The sequence below is a fragment of the Flavobacterium frigoritolerans genome (assembly GCF_025847275.1).
GTDB lineage: Bacteria > Bacteroidota > Bacteroidia > Flavobacteriales > Flavobacteriaceae > Flavobacterium > Flavobacterium frigoritolerans.
Window position 1 is genome coordinate 1 of record NZ_JAOZEV010000022.1, and the last position, 20,252, is coordinate 20,252.

General features: G+C 31.7%; 18 protein-coding genes. 12 read left to right on the forward strand and 6 right to left on the reverse strand.

The features are described from left to right. On the forward strand, positions 1–1,218 hold a 1,218-nt coding region (locus tag OIU80_RS19000; RefSeq protein WP_264288552.1), incomplete at its 5' end, for a fibrobacter succinogenes major paralogous domain-containing protein. 618 nt (positions 1,219–1,836) lie between these two features. Next, the gene (locus tag OIU80_RS19005; RefSeq protein ID WP_264288553.1) at positions 1,837–2,166 is read left to right on the forward strand and encodes a DUF983 domain-containing protein; all 330 of its coding nucleotides are present in this window, start codon (positions 1,837–1,839) and stop codon (positions 2,164–2,166) included. A 599-nt stretch (positions 2,167–2,765) separates the two neighbouring features. Here OIU80_RS19005 and OIU80_RS19010 read toward each other — a convergent pair. Beyond that, positions 2,766–3,512: an NUDIX hydrolase gene (locus tag OIU80_RS19010; protein ID WP_264288554.1), complete on the reverse strand. Its 747-nt coding sequence runs from the start codon at positions 3,510–3,512 to the stop codon at positions 2,766–2,768. A gap of 390 nt (positions 3,513–3,902) precedes the next feature. On the opposite strand from OIU80_RS19010, the gene OIU80_RS19015 reads away from it, so the two are divergent. Both OIU80_RS19015 and OIU80_RS19020 read left to right on the forward strand, forming a co-directional pair. Further along, positions 3,903–6,155, forward strand: a complete 2,253-nt coding sequence (locus OIU80_RS19015; protein ID WP_264288555.1) for a TonB-dependent receptor — start codon at positions 3,903–3,905, stop codon at positions 6,153–6,155. A gap of 11 nt (positions 6,156–6,166) precedes the next feature. After that, entirely contained in the window at positions 6,167–8,479 is a 2,313-nt protein-coding gene (locus OIU80_RS19020; protein WP_264288556.1) for a glycoside hydrolase family 3 protein, read from the forward strand. A gap of 128 nt (positions 8,480–8,607) precedes the next feature. Here the strand turns inward: OIU80_RS19020 and OIU80_RS19025 are convergent, their stop codons facing one another. After that, positions 8,608–9,021, reverse strand: a complete 414-nt coding sequence (locus OIU80_RS19025; RefSeq protein ID WP_264288557.1) for a glyoxalase — start codon at positions 9,019–9,021, stop codon at positions 8,608–8,610. 70 nt (positions 9,022–9,091) lie between these two features. On the opposite strand from OIU80_RS19025, the gene OIU80_RS19030 reads away from it, so the two are divergent. Beyond that, on the forward strand, positions 9,092–9,475 hold the full coding sequence (locus tag OIU80_RS19030) for an acyl-CoA thioesterase (protein ID WP_195737341.1): 384 nt from the start codon (positions 9,092–9,094) through the stop codon (positions 9,473–9,475). A 217-nt stretch (positions 9,476–9,692) separates the two neighbouring features. On the opposite strand, the gene OIU80_RS19035 is transcribed toward OIU80_RS19030, so the two are convergent. Both OIU80_RS19035 and OIU80_RS19040 read right to left on the reverse strand, forming a co-directional pair. Then, positions 9,693–10,949: a mechanosensitive ion channel family protein gene (locus OIU80_RS19035; RefSeq protein WP_264288558.1), complete on the reverse strand. Its 1,257-nt coding sequence runs from the start codon at positions 10,947–10,949 to the stop codon at positions 9,693–9,695. Then, positions 10,942–11,226, reverse strand: coding sequence for a DUF3817 domain-containing protein (locus OIU80_RS19040; RefSeq protein WP_264288559.1), 285 nt, complete (start codon positions 11,224–11,226; stop codon positions 10,942–10,944). Before OIU80_RS19040 ends, OIU80_RS19035 begins: the two co-directional genes overlap by 8 nt. 104 nt (positions 11,227–11,330) lie before the next feature. Here OIU80_RS19040 and OIU80_RS19045 point away from each other — a divergent pair, with 104 nt between their 5' ends. The 4 genes from OIU80_RS19045 to OIU80_RS19060 all read left to right on the forward strand — a co-directional run bounded on the left by OIU80_RS19045 (position 11,331) and on the right by OIU80_RS19060 (position 16,566). Further along, the gene (locus tag OIU80_RS19045; protein WP_264288560.1) at positions 11,331–11,864 is read left to right on the forward strand and encodes a DUF6155 family protein; all 534 of its coding nucleotides are present in this window, start codon (positions 11,331–11,333) and stop codon (positions 11,862–11,864) included. Between the two features lie 107 nt (positions 11,865–11,971). Further along, positions 11,972–13,510, forward strand: coding sequence for a DEAD/DEAH box helicase (locus tag OIU80_RS19050; RefSeq protein WP_264288561.1), 1,539 nt, complete (start codon positions 11,972–11,974; stop codon positions 13,508–13,510). Positions 13,511–13,879: 369 nt separating this feature from the next. Next, positions 13,880–15,214, forward strand: coding sequence for a DEAD/DEAH box helicase (locus OIU80_RS19055; RefSeq protein ID WP_264288562.1), 1,335 nt, complete (start codon positions 13,880–13,882; stop codon positions 15,212–15,214). A gap of 83 nt (positions 15,215–15,297) precedes the next feature. Further along, positions 15,298–16,566 carry an NAD(P)/FAD-dependent oxidoreductase gene (locus OIU80_RS19060; protein WP_264288563.1) on the forward strand — a complete coding sequence of 423 codons (1,269 nt, stop codon included), beginning with the start codon at positions 15,298–15,300 and terminating at the stop codon, positions 16,564–16,566. A 233-nt stretch (positions 16,567–16,799) separates the two neighbouring features. Here the strand turns inward: OIU80_RS19060 and OIU80_RS19065 are convergent, their stop codons facing one another. After that, positions 16,800–18,029, reverse strand: a complete 1,230-nt coding sequence (locus OIU80_RS19065; RefSeq protein WP_264288564.1) for a multidrug effflux MFS transporter — start codon at positions 18,027–18,029, stop codon at positions 16,800–16,802. A 149-nt stretch (positions 18,030–18,178) separates the two neighbouring features. On the opposite strand from OIU80_RS19065, the gene OIU80_RS19070 reads away from it, so the two are divergent. Continuing rightward, on the forward strand, positions 18,179–18,592 hold the full coding sequence (locus OIU80_RS19070) for a hypothetical protein (RefSeq protein ID WP_264288565.1): 414 nt from the start codon (positions 18,179–18,181) through the stop codon (positions 18,590–18,592). Between the two features lie 125 nt (positions 18,593–18,717). Here OIU80_RS19070 and OIU80_RS19075 read toward each other — a convergent pair whose 3' ends face one another. Then, positions 18,718–19,149 carry an XRE family transcriptional regulator gene (locus OIU80_RS19075; RefSeq protein ID WP_264288590.1) on the reverse strand — a complete coding sequence of 144 codons (432 nt, stop codon included), beginning with the start codon at positions 19,147–19,149 and terminating at the stop codon, positions 18,718–18,720. Positions 19,150–19,299: 150 nt separating this feature from the next. On the opposite strand from OIU80_RS19075, the gene OIU80_RS19080 reads away from it, so the two are divergent. Together OIU80_RS19080 and OIU80_RS19085 are read left to right on the forward strand one after the other, a co-directional pair. Continuing rightward, positions 19,300–19,521, forward strand: coding sequence for a type I toxin-antitoxin system SymE family toxin (locus tag OIU80_RS19080; RefSeq protein WP_264288566.1), 222 nt, complete (start codon positions 19,300–19,302; stop codon positions 19,519–19,521). A gap of 159 nt (positions 19,522–19,680) precedes the next feature. Further along, entirely contained in the window at positions 19,681–20,139 is a 459-nt protein-coding gene (locus OIU80_RS19085) for a hypothetical protein (protein ID WP_264288567.1), read from the forward strand. The last annotated feature ends 113 nt before the right edge of the window (positions 20,140–20,252 follow it).

A 20,252-nucleotide genomic window follows, 5' to 3' on the forward strand; every position in this document is an offset into this window, starting at 1 on the left:
CCTGGAGCAAAATCTTCTACTTATGTTATTAATAGTGCAAAGGCTTCAAATAGTGGTAAATATACTTGTGTTGTAAATAATTGTAAAAATTCACCAGTAGAAGGAACTGCAGGCACAGTTATCATTATAGATGAAACAACAATTGCTAAAGGAAGTGGTTTACTGAAAGGGGAGTCTTGTTTTGATATCGCGTCACCTGCTAACAATAATGCCATTTGTGGGCCGCTTTCAGTTCGAGAACCTTATAAAGCAGATTTTAGTAAGGCCTATACTTATACATTCACAAATATTGGTTCAGGTAATACCAATTTAAGCTTTATAGTTAATGATCCAGAAAAAGCAATAGATGGCGATATTGTTGTTCAAAGCGGTATCCCCACTTCATTAGTAAATGGAGCAACTTATACAGTTACTATTAAATACAAACAATCACTAATGACCGATGTTATAGGTAGAGATAGTGGTAATCCAGTAAAAGTTGCCCTAGTTGCTCTTTATAAAACAGGAGGAATTATGAATAAAACAAAGTTGGATATTACGATAAAAGACTGTGATTGTTGCTCAGGTACAATAGACAATGAGGGGAATATGTATACTACCAAACGTTTTGGGGAAGCGGGTTGTTGGATGACACAAAACTTGCGTGCTCTCGTTGACAAAAAAGGAGTGAGTTTGGGTGGTGTTTATCTTAATCCTGCTGAGACAGGGTATGCGGAGGCAAGTACTGCTATACTCGCTACAAATACAAATGGAGCACTTGATACTGGTACAATAGCATACCTTGAAAACAATAATAATATGATATTAACCCGTCAAGCTTTTGCTTCTAAATTCGGATTATTATATTCTAATGAGCAAGCTGTAAATGCTTGTCCAGAGGGGTGGCGTTTACCTGTTCAAAAAGATTGGGATGTACTTATAAACCTTTTAGGGGGAGTTAAGGCTGCTGGAAAAAAGATGAAAGCAAATAATACTTTGTATGGACCTAGTTATCTTTGGGGTGGTTATCCTGTCGGTGACCCTAACAATTCAGGGTTTAATGCATTGCCTCCAGGGCATTATGGAATGACTTTTAATGGTAAAATTGAATTTGTGTTTGGTTTTTATGCTGGATTTATTGTAGGGAATAGTTCAACTAATATTTATTTGAAATATCAGTATGATGTATTATCTTATAAAGAAAAATATCGTGTCAGTATTCGATGTATGAAAAATTAATTTATTATTATTTATTTAAAACTGGTATTGTGAAAACAATACCAGTTTTTTTTTATCGATCAGGTAAGAGAAATCAATTAAGAATTGGCGCACATATTTAAATTTTGTACGTTTAATTTTTCCCTAAATTAAAAATATAAATACTTTTTTACTTACAAATTAAATAAAAAATGCGTATTTTGCGAAAATCATGGAGAAGTTTACAGTTGTTGTTTTAGCTCCAGATCAAAAAACTTTGAAGTTTTGTAAATCAGTTCTGATAGTTATCGGGACATAATCTTCTTTTTTAATACAAATACAAAATATCATTTGCATAGTATTACCACTATTGTCTGACTATTCGGAATAACAAAATCTTTCAGTAGTGACAATAATTTTTGAACGAATCAATCAAACAACTTTTATAAATTACCAAAGAATATATTTTGAGTATTGTGGGTTTTCAGGTATTGTAAGTCCAGAAAAGGAAAATAATTATCAGGCATTTTTTTGATAAAATAAAACCACAACTACTAAAGAGAAGATTTATAAGAGCTTTTAATTAATAACTACCTAATAATTATAAACACAAGAATGAAGTTATATACTATTTTTAAACTTAAATGTCCCAAATGTTACATGGGTAATTTATTTACTAACCAAGGACTTTTTGTAGTGAAAGAGATTCGTAAAATGAATAGAAATTGCTCCCATTGTAATCAGGATTTTAAAATAGAACCCAACTTTTATTCAGCAGCATTATGGATTAAATACCCAATAATACTTATAATTGTAGTTCACTTAATTCTTTTAGTCATTGCATTAAATTCAATGTATGGATTATCATTAAAAATTCAGATACCAATTTTTATAATTATTTGCCTAGCAATGCAAGTTCCAATTATACGAATCTCCAAAGCAGTTTTGATTAATTTAACTCTAAATTTTATTGGGGATAATAAAAAATAAGAAAACTTAAAAAGGTTTTGAGGTTCTATAATTTAAGGCGCAAAGTTGCAGCTCAGGACTTCAAAATATTTCTCCATCCTCAAGGGAAAACCTTTGCAACTTTGAACCTCTGTACCCCTGAACCTTTTCTTTATTTTAGAGCTAAAACCTTTGAGCCTTTGTATCTCAATATTTCAAAATCTTTCTCCATCCAAGAAAAAACCTTTGTAACTTTGAACCTCTGTGCCTCAGAACCTTTTCTTTATTTTAGAGCTAAAACCTTTGAGTCTTTGTATCTCAATATTTCAAAAATATTTCTCCATCCACAAGGGAAAACCTTTGCAACTTTGAACCTCTGTACCTCAGAACCTTTTCTTCATTCCTAGAGCTAAAACCTTTAAGCCTTTGCAGCTCATTATTTCAAAATCTTTATCCATCGAAGGGAAAACCTTTGCAACTTTGAACCTCAGAACCTTTTCTTTATTTTAGAGCTAAAACCTTTGAGCCTTTGTATCTCAATATTTCAAAGTCTTTCTTCATCCTCAAGGGAAAACCTTTGTAACTTTGAACCTCTGTACCTCAGAACCTAAGAAGAGAACCTCTGAAGAACCTTTTCTCCGTTACCAACTTCCCTTAAACCCTTCTTTAAGAGCCTTATTGTATTCTTCTAAATTAAAACTATATAAATCAGGAGCTTTATGAGCACCACCTTTGCGTGACTCATCTAATTTGGTTAAAATATCGTAGCGTAATATTTTTCTATAAAAGTTACCACGATTAAGCTTTTTATCTAAAATGATCTCATATAATTTTTGAAGCTCAGGCATAGTGAATTTTTCAGGAAGCAGATTATAACCAATCGGATGATTACTTAATTGTTCGCGTAGCGTAATAAGAGCTTTATCTAAAATTTCTCTGTGATCCATCATAAATGGAGGTAAATCATCAATAGATTTCCATTCGCAGGCAGTTGAGATATCATCTATATTTAGGTTGACCTTAGCGTGGTCAGTAAGAGCATAATATCCTATAGAGATAAATCGTTGTTTGTTCCATAAACTATCATCATAATCTTTAAAAACACCTTCAGAACGGTTTAAATTACCAAAGGTGTAAAATTGTTGCAGATAGATATTTTCGGTACCCGTTCTATTTTTTAAAATACGGATAGCGGCATCATCAATATTTTCATCTTTTTGCACATAGCCACCTGGGAGTCCAAATGAATCCTGACCTTTCATTTTAATAGTCAGCACTTGAAGAGAAGAATCTTTAAAACTAAAAATAGCACAATCAATAGACAGTGTAGGAACATACTTTTTCCATGACACTTTAGAATCTCTTTCTAGTATTTTTTTAAATTCCATAGTATATAATTACGGTCAAATTTACTCTTTTGATATTTATATGTCAACTTTTAATTTTTTTATACATTTTTTCTTTTCAGATTTAAAAAAAATGCGAGCTCTTGCATATTTATTTTTCTTCTCAAATTTCGACATAGCTAAAAACTATGAATTAAAGAATTTTCTCATTGTTTATGGGGCTTAACGCAATCGTGATAGTGCTTTTTTCTTCTCGATTTAATATACTGCAATAGTAGGTATTTGTTAAATATATATGATTTATTCATGTCTAAAAGTTTGATTTATATATTTTTTATTCTAATTGTTTGTTAATATAAAAAAAACTAATTAATATTGCTTCATAATGAAGCAATGAAAATTTAATCACTTATTCAAATAACCAGATTACTTATGAAAAGAATAATTATTTCAGCGATTTGCATGACAATTTTTCCAGCTTTTGAAGGATTTTCGCAAGAGGAAAAAAAGACGCGAAAAGCTACAAATACCACAAAAACAAAAATTGTAGAAACCGACACTAAAGAGGAGAAAAACAGAAATGTGATGCTAAATGCGGCAAATAACACAGGACCGCGTGATGTGAATATAGGATTGCCATCTACAGTAGGAGGGATCACTATTCAGGAAAATGATTTACCAGTAGTTTATTATTTCTGGCCGGAGTTACCAAACAGAACATGGAGACAAAGCAAGAGTTTAGGACGAACAGGTTTGTTAAAAATTGGTGAGGCAGCAATAACAACAGGTGATTTAGGATTTACAGTTAATTCGTATACGAGATTAGGCACAGATAAATTAGAAATAAACGGTAATTTTTCGGGATCAAGTTTCGGATGGATGAAAGGAGATTTAAATGTTACGGGACCATTAAGCAAAGGCTGGTCATATACAATGGGGGCTTATGCCAATTTTGATCCTAATTCATTTGATTTAAAATTTGCTAAATATTCAGATAGAACTCAAATTTACCGAGCGGGAATAACTAAGAAATTTAACAATGGAAAAGGTGAAATTAGCTTTTTGTATAAATATGCCAATTCAGCATCTTTAAGTAATTATGCTGTTTTTGAATATAAAGAAGGAGGAAAAGTAGAGGAGTACAACGGTTTTAGAATTGGAAGAGACTCCTATATCGTAAACGATGGAACGTTCATGTTTAAAGACATTCTTACAGGACAATCAAAAAAAGCAGATATGGGAGGAAGTGATGCAGCATCAACCTCGCATACATTTGATTTACTAGGAAATTATGACTTAGCAAATGATTGGAAGTTTAACTTCACAACGCGTTTTCGTTATGCTAAAGCTTCACAATTAGTAACAATACCATTAAGTATTTACGAGGCAACAGCAGCCGATAATTTTACCTATCAAGCTACAGGGCAACCATATGTAGGCAATGTAAACTCTATGCTTGCAATGTACACAGATGGAACACCAACAACTACTTTTTTATCTCGATTTGAAATAAAAAAGAATATCGATAATCACAAATGGAGATTTGGGTTAACAGAATATTATTATAATGTAGATGAGTTTACATCAAATCGTTCGTTTTTTAATCAGACAGTAAGTGCAAACGCAGATAAGTTAGTTCGTAATACACCAGGAGGTACAGCAAATACAGATGCAAATGGATTTTACAACTATAATGTAGGAGGGGAATATCACAATGGTTTTGAGAATAAACTATCAGCTTATTTCTCAGATAACTGGACAATATCAGATCGTCTTTCTTTAGCTTATGGTGTAAATTTAAGATATCACAAATTAAAAGGAGACTACTATCAAACACCAAGAACATCAAATGTTGTATTTGATCCAAGTCAGAAAACATATTTTGATAATAACTGGTTTCATTTAGGAGGATCTATAAATGCAGTTTATAAAGTAATAAAAAGTGCTGGAATCCTAGCCGATTTTACTTATACCGAAAAAAATGGACAATTAGAAAGTTATTCAGGAGCAGCAGAGCCAAATTTGGCAAAAACAAAAAGTCCATTAGGAGCTTTGGGAGTATATTTTAATCAGGAAAAATTTAGCATTGTCTCACAGGCAACCTATCTAACAAGAAATAATTATCAAGCAAGACTTAATTTAGTAAATCCAACAAATTCAAGTGAGTCAGAAGTAGCAACAGTTTTTTATGACATACAAACCTTAGGTTGGACTACCGATATAGTGGCAACGCCATTTGAAGGCTTTAATCTACATTACTTGATAACATTTCAGGATCCAGTTTATAAAAATTATAATTTTTCAGCTTTTGGAAATAACTATTCATATAATGACAAAAATGTTTTAGAGATATCAAAAGTATTGATGGAAATTGATCCGAGTTATACCTATAAAGATTTTAAAGTATGGGCAAGCTTCCGTTATTTCAGTAAGCAATATGCAAACCAAACAAATGCTTTATACTTTGCACCAAGATGGGAAACATTTGGAGGAGTAAATTATAAAATTAATGACCATTTTGATATTGGACTTACAGCAGTAAACTTCTTAAATCAAACAGGAGCAAAAGGAACAATAAACGGAGCTGAATTAATTACAGATGCTACACCTTATTACGACAAGTTATTGGTAGGATCATATATTCGACCATTTACATTAGAAGCCTCATTAAATTTCAGATTTTAAATAATACATAAATGAAAAAAACAGTCATAACTATCAGTTTAGCTTTCTTTTTAAGCGTAACGATGCATGCTCAGCAGGAAAATTTTACTATTGTTAAAAATAATAAAGGCGCTGATTTAGGATATTCTCCTGAATCTGGGATAAAAATTTTAACCATAAACGGAAAAAAATTCAAGGATTTAAATAAAAATGGGAAACTAGATAAATATGAAGATTGGCGACTTTCGGCAGATGAGCGTGCCAAGGATTTAGCATCTAAAATGTCGGTAGAACAAATTGCAGGGCTGATGTTGTATAGTCGTCACCAATCATTACCAGCAGGAGTTTCGGGATATAATTTAGGAACTTATGACGGTAAAGTTTTTCCAGAAAGTAATGCCAAAGCTTATGATTTAGCAGACCAGCAAAAAGCATTTTTAAAAGAAGATAATCTGCGCCATGTATTAATTACAAATGTAGAAAGTCCAGAAGTAGCTGCTTTATGGAACAATAAAATGCAGGCATTTGTAGAAGGAATAGGTTTAGGAATTCCGAGCAATACTAGTACCGACCCGAGACATTTAGCAACTGTAACTTCAGAGTTTAATGCAGGAGCAGGAGGAACAATCTCAATGTGGCCAGATGGATTAGGAATGGCAGCAACTTTTGACCCAAAAATTGTAGAACAGTTTGGTCAAATAGCAGCCAAAGAATATCGAGCATTAGGAATTGCAACAGCTTTGTCACCGCAAATAGATTTAGGAACAGAACCAAGATGGTATAGAATTACGATGACATTTGGCGAAAGTCCAGCATTAACAAGAGATATGGGGCGAGCCTATATTGATGGATTTCAAACGTCTTATGGGAAAGATGAAATAAAAGATGGCTGGGGATACAAAAGCGTGAATGCCATGGTAAAACACTGGCCGAGCGGTGGTGCCGAAGAAGGCGGACGTGATGGACATTGGGCTTACGGGAAATTTGCGGTATATCCAGGAAATAATTTACAACAGCATATAGATCCTTTTGTAAATGGAGCCTTTAAATTAAAAGGAAAAACCAGCAAAGCATCAGCAGTAATGCCATATTACACAATTACTTTTGATCAGGATAAAAAATACAACGAAAATGTTGCCAATGGATATAGCAAATATATCATTACCGATTTATTAAGAGATAAATATGGTTATGACGGAGTAGTTTGTACCGATTGGCTAATTACAGGAGATGAAGGAAAAACACCAAATATTTTTGCAGGAAAACCTTGGGGAGTAGAAAATCTTTCGATTGTAGACAGGCATTACAAAGCGATCATGGCAGGAGTGGATCAATTTGGAGGGAACAATGATAAAAAACCAGTTTTAGCAGCTTACGAAATAGGAATCAAAGAATATGGAGAATCGTTTATGAGAGCCCGTTTTGAAAGATCAGCAGTTCGATTATTAAAGAACATTTTTAGAGTGGGGCTTTTTGAAAATCCATATCTGAATATAGCCGAGACAAATGAAGTTGTTGGAAATTCAAAGTTTATGGAAGCAGGATATGACGCACAATTAAAATCGATTGTATTATTGAAAAATAAAGCTTCAATTCTTCCATTAAAAGAAAAGAAAACAGTTTTTATTCCTAAAATTTATACAGCTTCAAAGAAAGACTGGTGGGGAATAGGAAGTATGCCAAAATTAGAACATCCAGTAAATTTAGAATTAATAAAAAAATACTATAATGTTACAGATGAACCTTCAAAAGCAGATTTTGCAATTGTTTTTGTAACAAGCCCACAAAGTTTAGAAGATGGTTATGATTTAAATGACAGAATTAATGGTAGCAATGGTTATCTGCCAATTTCTTTACAATACGGAACTTATACAGCAACAGAAGCAAGAGAAAAAAGTATAGCAGCTGGAGATCAGGTTATTGATCCAAATATTACAAACAGAACTTATAAGAATAAAACAGCTACTGTAGCTAATACAATGGATTTGAGAACCATCCTGGACACAAAAGACATGATGGGAGACAAGCCAGTTATAGTTTCAGTAACAGCTTCAAAACCAATGATTTTTAAAGAGTTTGAAAGTCAAGTTGATGGAATTGTCTTGAATTTTGGAGTATCAGCACAGGCAGTTCTGGATATTATATCTGGAAAAACGGAGCCATCAGGTTTGCTGCCAGTTCAGATGCCAGCCAATATGGAAACTGTTGAAAAACAATTTGAAGATGTACCTTTTGATATGGTTTCGCATAAAGATAGTGAAGGGAATATTTATGATTTTGCTTATGGATTAAACTGGAAAGGAGTTATAAAAGATGCCAGAACAAACACCTATAAGAAAGAATAGCACATGCTAAAAGAGCTCATATAAGAGAATAAAATAAAAAGTAAAGTTAGTTAGTTGGTTAGTTGTAAAAAACCAGTGAAGTAAATATCACTGGTTTTTTTATGCTTTATAAAAAATGCAACTTCATTTTAAAATGATTCATTATTTGATTCTAATTCGAATAATTGTACTTGATTTTTAAGTCTTTCAATTACTAAATTCATCATTCTTTTATTCAAGCTGGAAGAATTTAGAATATAAGATTGATATTCATCCAATGTAAAAAGAGCGATTACCATACCTTTAAGTGAATTTCGGAATTTAATGTCTTTTTGAATAGCGTTTTCAATTACCAAAAGTTTCTTTTCAACGGTATAAGAATAAAAATCAGTTTTGTTTTTATTGACATAATTTATAAAAACGGCAACTAATAAATCATTTTGAAGTTTTAAAATTGGCCGAAGTACTTCGTTTTGAAATAATTCATCTGCAGAAGATTGAGCATTTACAGTGCCTAAAGTTGGTCCTCGGAATTCTTGTAAAAAAGTATCTCGCTGGCTCATATTTTTATTCTAAAATTAAAAAAAATAATGATACTAAAATGTTATTTTTGTTACTAATAAATTAACAATTATGAAATTTCATACTCGAAAATGGGTTAAACCCGAAGATCTAAATCCAAACGGAACATTATTTGGCGGACAATTACTGGCATGGATAGACGAAGAGTTAGCTTTATATACAATTATTCAGTTAGAAAACTACAGAGTGGTAACCAAACACATGTCAGAAATTAATTTTAAAAGCTCGGCAAGACAAGGCGATATTGTAGAAATTGGAATTGATGTAGTTAAATTTGGACATACTTCGCTAGTATTAAAAAGTGAAGTAAGAAACATGATGACTAGAGAAACCATTATTACAATAGATACTATTACAATGGTAAATTTAGGTGAAGATGGAAAACCAAAGGCACACGGAAAAACAAAGATAGAATATGTAAAAGACCGTTTATAGTAAAATATTAACCATATAAGTTATATAAGTTCATTTAAGCAAAACTTATATTTCCTTACCTAACTTATATGGTTTAAAAATTATATTTTGATACAGATTGAAACAAAGTGAGCATTTTAATACTGTACCAAATAAATCGGTATACATTCTTTGAAACTTCGAGCCTTTAGGTGAAAAATTTAGTTACAATTGGTTAAAAAAATATAAAGTAATTACTTTACTCTAAATGCCCAATCTGCGAAGGCAATTCGAAAATTTCAAGATCAAAATAGACTACAGAAGCCATAACATGATCAAAGATATCCGCCATTATGTATTCATAATTTGCCCAACGTTTATCACTCGAAAAAGTATAAATTTCCAGAGGAACTCCATGAGCAGTCGATTGTAACTGACGACACATCATATGCATATCTTTATTTAATCCAGGATGATTTACCATATATTGGATAATATATTTTCTGAACAAACCAAGATTAGTCATATTGCGACCATTTAAAGCCAAAGTTTTATCTACACCATGTATTGCGTTAAACTTATCTATTTCGGTCTGACGAGATTCAATATAAGGAGTAATAAGTTGAATTTTTTTCATCAGGGCCAAATCTTCATCAGTCAAAAAACGGATAGTACTCGTTTTAATCAAAATGTGTCGTTTGATACGGCGTCCATTCGATTTTTGCATACCTCGCCAGTTTTGAAACGAGTCCGAACTCAATGCATAAGTAGGAATGGTAGTGATAGTATTGTCAAAATTTCGAACTTTTACAGTAGTAAGATTAATTTCGATAACATCACCATCGGCACCAAATTTTTCCATTGTAATCCAGTCGCCAATACGCACCATGTCATTTATGGCAACTTGAACACTCGATACAAAACCAAGAATAGTATCTCTGAAAATTAAGATGATAATTGCCGAAAGAGTTCCTAAAATGGTTAATAACTCACCTTGCTTGATTCCGAATAATTTAGAAATAATAATTACTACTCCAAATATCCAGAGAACCATCATAACTACCTGAATAAAACTATCGATAGGTTTATCGCTGTATTCTGGTTTTTGTTTTAAATAATCTTTAAGCGAGTTAAAAACAGTTCGAATAATCCATAACAATAATAATACGATATAAACACCAACAATTTTTCCGAAAATCAATTCCCAATACTCGTATTTATCCAAGATAATTGGAACAGCTTTATAGATAAAGAAAAACGGAATTAAGTAAGCAGTATATTTAGTAGTTTTATTATTGATTAAAAAATCATCAAACTTAGTTTTTGTCTTTTGGGCAAAAATTGCAGTAAGAGTAACTAAAACAAATTTGGCTATATAATATACGGCATAAGCCATTATAATTAATATAACAATATTAAAAATAAGACTGAGATAAGCAGCAATATTGCGGCTCATGCCCCAGTCTCTAAAAAGCGGGTATAAGAAGTTAAATATTTTCTCCAAAAACTTAAGCATTTTTTAAGTATTTATACTCAACATAAAAAGTACCAAACGGAATTACGGAAGCAATTAAAATTAGCATGAAAGTTTTAAAATCCCATTTTTGAGCACTTTTTAATAAAATAGCCAAAAAAATGTACCCCATAAATAGTAAACCGTGACTCATTCCGATAGGGAATAATAAAGTTTTATATAAAGCCAGGTTAGTAGGCTTAATAAAAAGCATGTTAGAGAATAAAACCAAGTATGAAATTCCTTCTAAAATCGCTGTAATCTTAAAAATCTTGAGCATTTAATTATTTTTTTAAATTATTAACGGTAAAATTAATGATTCTGCTTGATTTTTAGGGTATCGAAAGAGAAAGTAATTTACTTTTACAATCTTAAACTTTGATAATGAGTAAACGCGATTTAAAAAAATATTTAAACGATCTTACGAAAGAACAATTAGAAGAGCAAATAATCGAATTGTACGAGAAATTTGGTCCGGTAAAAGTCTATTATGATTTTGTGTTTAATCCAAAAGAAGAGACACTGCTGCAGGAGTGTAAGTTGAAAATTTCGCATGAATATTTCCCGATCAAAGCAAAAGCATCAAGACGACGTGCAAAACCAAAAATGCGCCGTTCAGTAGCTCAAAAATACATCAAGCATTTTATACTTTTGGGGGTTGATCCGTTTGTAATTGCTGATGTTATGCTTTATAATATCGAAATTGCGCAAACTTACTCATCAGAAAACCCAATAAAGCAAGAACTTTTTTACAAAAGTATGTGTAATTCATTTGAGCAAGCAGTAAAATTTATAATTTCGAACGGAATTTTAGCGGAATTTAAATCCAGAATAAATCAAATTCATGAGGAAACGGTTATTCAAAAATGGAAAAATGAGCCTGATTTTGAAGTAATTTTGGATAAAATGACTTTTTAGAACCCACTCCATAATTAAATAATCGAGAACTTTTCCTTTTATTTTAAGATAAAAAAGACAATATAACTGTTTTTTAGGTGTATTTTTGCAAAAACCAATAAAATACAATGTCTCAAAACACCTTAGAAATAGAAAGAGAAGAAAAAAAGGAACTTTACGCATACCAAAAAGGCGATATTGACGCCATTTTTGATCGTTTAGATAATGGTTCGGCACAACATCATTTGTTGTATCAATTGCCTACTGGTGGAGGGAAAACAGTAGTTTTCTCAGAAATCGTACGCCGTTATTTATCGCAACATGAGAAAAAAGTAGTAGTTTTAACACACAGAATTGAACTTTGTAAGCAAACTTCAAAAATGTTAAAAGGTTTTGGTGTTAAAAACAAGATTATCAATAGTAAGGTAAAAGAGCTATTGGATCAAAATGAGTATTCATGTTTTGTAGCGATGGTCGAAACATTAAAAAACCGTATTAATGACGAAAAATTACATTTAGACAATATTGGTTTAGTAATTATCGATGAGGCGCATTACAATTCATTCCGAAAATTATTAAGCTCGTTTAAAAATGCGTTTATATTAGGAGTAACAGCAACACCGTTAAGTTCGAATATTAAATTGCCAATGCACGAAAGTTACGATGAACTAATTGTAGGAGACACAATAGGTTCATTGATCGATCAAGGATTTTTGGCAAAAGCAACTACTTATAGTTATGATGTAGGATTAACATCTTTAAAAGTAGGTATCAATGGAGATTACACCGTAAAATCTTCAGATGATTTATATACCAATACAATCATGCAAGAGAAATTATTGCATGCATATACTGAGAAATCTCTTGGAAAGAAAACCTTGATTTTTAATAACGGTATACATACCTCATTATATGTGTATGAAACCTTTAGAGAAGCAGGTTATGATATTCGCCATCTTGATAATACAAGCAGTAACGAAGAACGAAAAGATATTTTACAATGGTTCAAGAAAACTCCAGATGCAATTTTAACATCGGTAGGAATCTTAACTACAGGTTTTGATGAACCAACAGTAGAAACCATTATATTAAATAGAGCAACCAAATCATTGACATTGTATTACCAAATGATAGGACGTGGTTCTCGAAAATTGCCTAATAAAGATGAATTTACAGTTATCGATTTAGGAAATAATGCAGCACGTTTCGGATTATGGAGTGAGCCAGTAAACTGGCAGCATATCTTTAAATCACCAGAGTTTTATTTGGAGAACTTAAGAGATGATACCGAAATTGAATTGTATTTTAAATACAGCATGCCACCAGAATTGCGTGCAAAATTCAGCAAAACAGCCGATGTAAGTTTTGATGTCGATGAAGAACATAAACTTGTTATTGCTCAAAATTTACGTTCAAAAGTAGTTTTGGATAAATCATTAGAACAGCATGCAGCAATGTGTGTAGATAATTCAGAAACACTACAAGAAGCTAAAGCATTAGGGAAAGAACTAGACGATGATATTGATTGTAGAATCAAGCGATATTCAAAATGTTTAAGTCAATGTAGCAAGAATTACCGCGAATGGCTTATAGATGATTATAAATTGAAGTTGGTATTATTAACCGGTAAAAAATACCGTGAAAAAATAATGAACGAACCAGATTGATACCTTTATAGGTCTGAAAGTATTAAAGCTGAAAGTCATAAAGTCAAAAGTTTGTTGTCACTCTAAGCGGAGTCGAAGAGTGTTTGTATGAGAGAATCACACAGTACAATCTAAAACTTAAAACGAAGTTGAATAATTAGGAGCCATTTCCTGCTGTACACTATATCTTTTATTTTTTTAAAGAAAAAAAATAAAAGGATGCCGTTACCATCAGGGCTAAGAGTTCCATATTCATAAAAAAACTGAACCATTAAGAGATTAAGAAAAATTAAGTCAAGTCTAAATGAAACTTAATCCCTTAATGGTAAAAAAAATAGAATCAGAAATTTTTAAATCTTTAAATTTTTCAATTTTTAAATAAATTAAACAATGTCAAAACAATTTTCAGATTTAGGAATTTCAGCACCGATACTAAAAGCGCTAACCGAATTAAATATTAGTACTCCAACCGAAATTCAGCAGAAAAGTATTCCGCTAATTTTAGCTAATAACAGTGATGTAGTAGGTTTGGCCAAAACAGGAACAGGTAAAACAGCAGCCTTTGGGTTACCATTGCTACAGTTAATAAATCCTGAAATACCTACAGTTCAGGCAGTGATTTTAGTTCCAACAAGAGAATTAGGACATCAGATATTTAAAAATTTAGAAGATTTTTCAAAATACCTGCCACAAGTTTCTATAGCAGCAACTTGCGGAGGAATTCCAATAAAACCCCAAATAGAGCGACTTACACAACCTACACATATAGTAGTTGCAACACCAGGACGTTTAATCGATTTAATTCAGCGAAAAGCAATCAATCTAAAAGAGACACAATTTCTTATTTTGGATGAAGTCGATGAAATGGTTTCAATCTTAAAAGAAAGTCTGGATGAAATCGTAGCCGAATTACCAAAAAAACATAGAACACTTTTATTCTCAGCAACACTACCAGGAACAATCAAGCAATTGGTTCAGAATTACTTATCTAAAAATGTAATTCAGGTAAGTGCCGACATGGAAACAGTAGGAAATCAAGGAATTGACCATGAATATATAGTTGTTGATCCGATTGAGAAACTAGATGTTTTAATGCATTTCTTGAATTCCAGAGATGGAGAACGCGGAATCATTTTTTGTAAAACAAAAGCAGCTGTAAATAAACTAGCTAAAAACTTAGCGATTAACCGTTTTTCATCAGGAGCTTTACATGGTAGTTTGTCACAAGGAATCAGAGACCGAATCATGGAGCAATTTCGTGAAGGACATATAAATATATTAGTTGCAACAGATTTGGCAGCTAGAGGAATAGATGTTAAAGAAATTTCATATGTAGTAAATTACCATTTGCCAGACGCTTACGAAGCTTATGTACACCGTAGCGGAAGAACAGCCAGAGCAGGAGCAAAGGGATTATCACTTACTGTTTTACAGCCAGAAGAAGTTGTTGAAATAGCTGATTTTGAAAAAGAATTAGGGATTAAATTCACAGAATTTAAAAAACCATCAGTTGCAAGTCTAGAAGAGAATAATACACTTTTGTGGGCAAAACAAATCTTTAAAACAAAACCAAATCACGACGTTTCAACAGATTTAAAAACAAAAGTAAAAACAGTTTTTCATCATTTAACAAAGGATGAACTGATCGAAAAGTTGTTGGCAAATTATATCTTGCAAAACAAACCAGAGGCAGTTGAAAAACCTGTTAAAAAATTCAAAAAGTAAGTATTGATGATTATGTAACCACTAATATATGTTGTACTTTTATAAGGTATTTTTTTATAAAACCTATTTAATAGACAGCATATATGAAGATAGTAATCATAGGAGGTGGTTTTGCAGGAATAAATCTAGCGAAAGAGCTTGTAAATCAGCCACAAATACAAGTAACACTTGTAGATAAAAACAACTATAACTTTTTTCCACCACTTATATATCAGGTAGCGACTGCTTTTTTAGAACCATCAAGTATTAGTTATCCGTTTAGGAAATTTTTTGCAGGCAAAAAAAACCTGCAATTTCGATTAGGAGAACTGCTACAAGTAGTTCCAGCCGAAAATAAAGTAATTCTTAACAACGGAGAATTACCATACGATTATTTGGTGTTTGCTACAGGAGCAGAGACTAGTTATTTCGGAATGGAAAATGTAATGAAAAACGCCATTCCGATGAAAACGCTAAACGATGCTATCGTAATGCGTAATACATTGCTTAAAAATCTTGAAAAAGCTACTATTACCAAAGATATTCGTAAACGTCGTAAACTATTAACGATTGTTGTAGCCGGAGGCGGACCAACAGGAGTAGAAGTTTCGGGAATGTTTGCCGAAATGCGTAAAAACATTTTATTAAAAGAATATCCAGAATTAGATACCAGCGCAAGTAATGTTTACTTAGTCGATGGCGGAGATGCGCTATTGGCACCAATGAGCAAAGCTTCGCAGCAAGATACACTCAAAGCACTTACAGATTTAGGAGTAGTTGTAAAACTAAATAATCGAGTTACCGATTATGTAGATGATATAGTATATTTTTCTAACGGAGAAACCATTCATACCAAAAACCTAATTTGGGCAGCGGGAGTTTCGGCAAAAGCTTTTGATGGTATTCCGATGGAAAGTTACGGACGAGGCAAACGTATGGCAACCGATGCGTATAATAAAGTAAATGGCATGCAAAATATTTATGCTATCGGTGATACATCTATCATGGATACAGATCCTGCATTTCCAAATGGACATCCACAAGTAGCGCAAGTAGCAATTCAACAAGGAGTAAACTTAGCTAAAAACTTCAAAGCAATTGTTCAGAATAAACCACTAAAGCCTTTTATATATTTGGATAAAGGATCTATGGCAATTATTGGTAAAAATAAAGCAGTTGTAGATTTACCAAAACCAAAGTGGCATTTTAATGGATTCTTAGCTTGGGCAATCTGGTTATTTATCCACCTAGTTTCGCTGATTACATATCGCAATCGCTTAAGTACGTTTTACAATTGGATGATAGCCTATTTTGCAAAAGATCAATCGTTGCGTATGATTATCAGACCAGATAAAAAACAAGCAATAAATTAAAATTATAGCTTCAACAAAGCTTACGATTAAATTATATAAAAAAGGTTTTTCTTAGAGTAATCTAAAGAAAAACCTTTTATTTTTTTTGCTTTATAAAGCCTAATTAAACCTCAGAATAGTAGCGCGTCAGCTCTTCAAAAATTAAAAGTAAAACCTTAGAACCTTTGAGCCTTTGCAACTTTGCACCTTATTTAAAATCTCAGTCCTCAGTACCTCAGAGCCTTAAGAAGAACTTAATGAATCATTCCTGCTTCGTCATTGTTAGAAATAGCAACTTTTTCTTTTATGAAGCGTTTACCAATATTCAAAATAATAAAAGCAGTAATTGTAGTAGTTGTCATAATAGCAACCATCGGAATAATAGAATTTTTTACAAAAACACCAACCGCAAAAGAAGCTATTGCACCTAAACCAAGCTGAATTGCACCCATTAATGCTGATGCACTTCCTGCATTTTTGGCAAAAGGAGCCATAGTAAGACCAGCTGTATTAGGATTTGAAATTCCTAGACAAGCTAAATAAATAAACAACATACCAATTGTTTCGTATAAACCAAGAAGGTTGTTTATTGCCAAAATCAAAAAGACAATACTAATTACAGATTGAGTAATCAGAGCTCCAAAAATCATTTGTTCGCTAGAAAATTTTCTTAATAAAAAAGAATTCAGTTGGCTAGCGCCAATAAAGCTCAAAGACATAAAGGCAAAAATCCAACCATATATTTTAGCATCAACTTCAAAAATATCCATAAAAACAATAGGAGAGGAGGCAACATAAGTAAATAAACCAGAAAAAGATACAGCACCAGTAAAGGCATAAGTAAAAAACTGAGGCTCTTTTACAACCTTAAGGAAGTTTGTAATTATAGGTTTAGGTTTTAACGAAATAGATGTATCAGGTTTATGTGTGTTGGGTAAACCAATTTGTGAAGCTATTAAAATCACGATTCCCATACACATTAATATAAAGAAAACAGTATGCCAGCCGTAATCAGAAGTTACGTAACCACCAATAGTTGGAGCAAGCATTGGCGAAAGACCAACAACAAGCATAAGCATAGAGAATACTTTAGGAATATCTTTTACAGGAAAAAGATCACGAACCATTGCAACAGAAGCAACAGTAGCAGCACAGCTACCAACGGCTTGTAAGAAGCGCAAACCAATAAAAGTATCAATATCAGTAACAAAAATACAACCTAAAGAAGCCAAAATGTAAACCATTAGCCCTACAAACAAGGGTTTTTTTCTTCCAAATCGATCTAATAAAGGACCATAAAGCAATTGTCCAGCCGAAATACCTATAAAATAACTAGATAAACTCATCGATACTTTTGCAACAGTGGTGTTTAAATCTCTAGCAATTCCAGAGAAACCAGGTAGGTACATATCGATAGAAAACGGACCAAGAGCAGTTAAAGAACCTAAAATAAGGATTAATTTGATGTATTTTTTTGTAGTCATTTATTTAAAAAATAATTTTTTTATTTCATTGCAAAGATAAATATTTCGTACCTTGTTACTTCATTAAAGAAATTTTTAGTGAAAAATCTAATTTTTTAACAAGTTAGCTTTGTAAAGGGCTATAATTACTAATTTAAAATTATTCAATTATGAAAAGATTTGCCTTATTATTACTTTTAGTTACTACAGTTTCTTTTTCTCAAACAGTTACTTCCAAAATTGAGCCGGTAAGTGTTGAGCAGTATGAATTTATTAAAAAAGTTAATGAATTTTATCCTGATATTCCACTAACTAAACAAATTACTAATTTTTACAGCGATGATAAAATCATTGACTCAAGACAAGAGTTTGATTTAAGAGGAACACCATTCTCAGCATACAGCTTAGCAGTTGGGCCTTATAACAAAACAATGAAGTATGATTACACTACTAAAACTGACGGTAGAACTCATGGAGATATCTCTCTCTTTAAAGGAGATGTTATAAAAACAGTATATTATGAAGACAAAAATCAATATGAAGTTTTTATAAATGGAAAATCAGTTTTTTTAAAGAAATATTAATGCTATTATAAGTATAAATAGAAAACCATCTTAGAAATAAGATGGTTTTTTTATTGAAATGTATTTTATACAAAGGCTTATCTATTATATAGTCATTAGAGTATTACTAGACAATATTTAAGCTTTTATTTCCCCTGAATCAATTTCTCCAACCTTGCCATCATTTCATCTTTTTCGTTTAGCATACGTTCGTAGAGAGCAATTTTTTCTTCGTGAAGCTGAACAATTTTTTCAATTGGATTGATTGTAGCATTATTGATATACAAAGAATGCATTACAGCATTATCGTTGTTGGTAATTGTATTCGCAATAATATTTACTGCTTGCTCCTCATCAAAATTCTCAATAGCTTCTACAGGAATTTTCAAAGCAACAGAAATCTGTTTGAGTAGGGGAGTTTCGATGGTTTCTTTTTGTTCTAATAAAGAAATTTTTTGCTGATTCCAGTCGTCGCCAAGTTCATATGCTAAGGTATCTTGCTTGATTCCCAGGATTTCACGGAAACGTTTTACGTTGCGACCCTGATGTATTTTACGGTTTGGAGTTGTATCTGTCATAAGGCGAATATAATTCTTTTTTAGGGAAGGTAAATTACGGAAATTTCTGTTATTAACAGGTAAATTGATGTAATAAGTTGTGTAAAATACATTTTTTTCATGTTGTTTACAAATCATTAATTAGGGTACTTTGCTTAAAATAAACAGATTATGAGCACAAAAAAAGCACTTTTAAAAAGACAAATGACGTTTTGCAGTAAGACTTTCCGTCGTGAAAATGGCGAAAATGTACGGTTTCCAACCTTAACATTAACAGGTAAATGGCTGAAAGAAAGTGGTTTTAAGATCGGTCAAGTTGTTGACATTCAATATAAAAAAACGCAACTCATAATTACTGTAGCCGAAAATCAGCGATATGAGCTAAAAGATTGATTTATTATGTAAAATAGAAATTTGAGATTCTTGAACTATATAATTTAAAAGATATAATTTAAAAGATATAATTTGTTTTTATAGCAATGACAAACTAAATTAATTTTTTTGGAATTATATTTGAAAAACTTTAGTACGTTAAATCCTAATCAAAAACTCATGAAAAGAATTACTATTTTATTTTTTATAATGTTTACTGTTTTAATTCATTCACAACAAAAGAAATTTACTCAAACAGGGCCTCAAAAATTAAATAAAGAACAACATCATTTTATAAAATCAATTAACGAATATTATCCTGAATTTTCATTAGATAATGCCATCAGAAATGTTTTGGATGAAAAAAAGCAAATTACAGAGAGTTATTTAGAATTTAAAAATCCTCCTAATGATTGCGACGATTATTTAATTACTGTACAATCTGATAATAAACAATTAGATTATGAATTTGATTTTGGCGCTGGCAACGGTAATGCGATATTTAAAGGAACGGTTTATTTATTTGGCGTAGATGTTTACAAAACTGAATTAGTAACAAAAGCAGGAAAATTATTTTTTACATTATATAAAAATGGCAAAGAAGTTTTTAGCGAGAATCCATACAAGGGTTTAAATTAATTTAGTTTAACAAATTTTATAAAATCAATAAAAAAGCCCCAATAAAATGGGGCTTTTTTTATGTTTCTAAATTTTAATCATAGTATATCGTTGTTAGATGTTGCTATTTTATG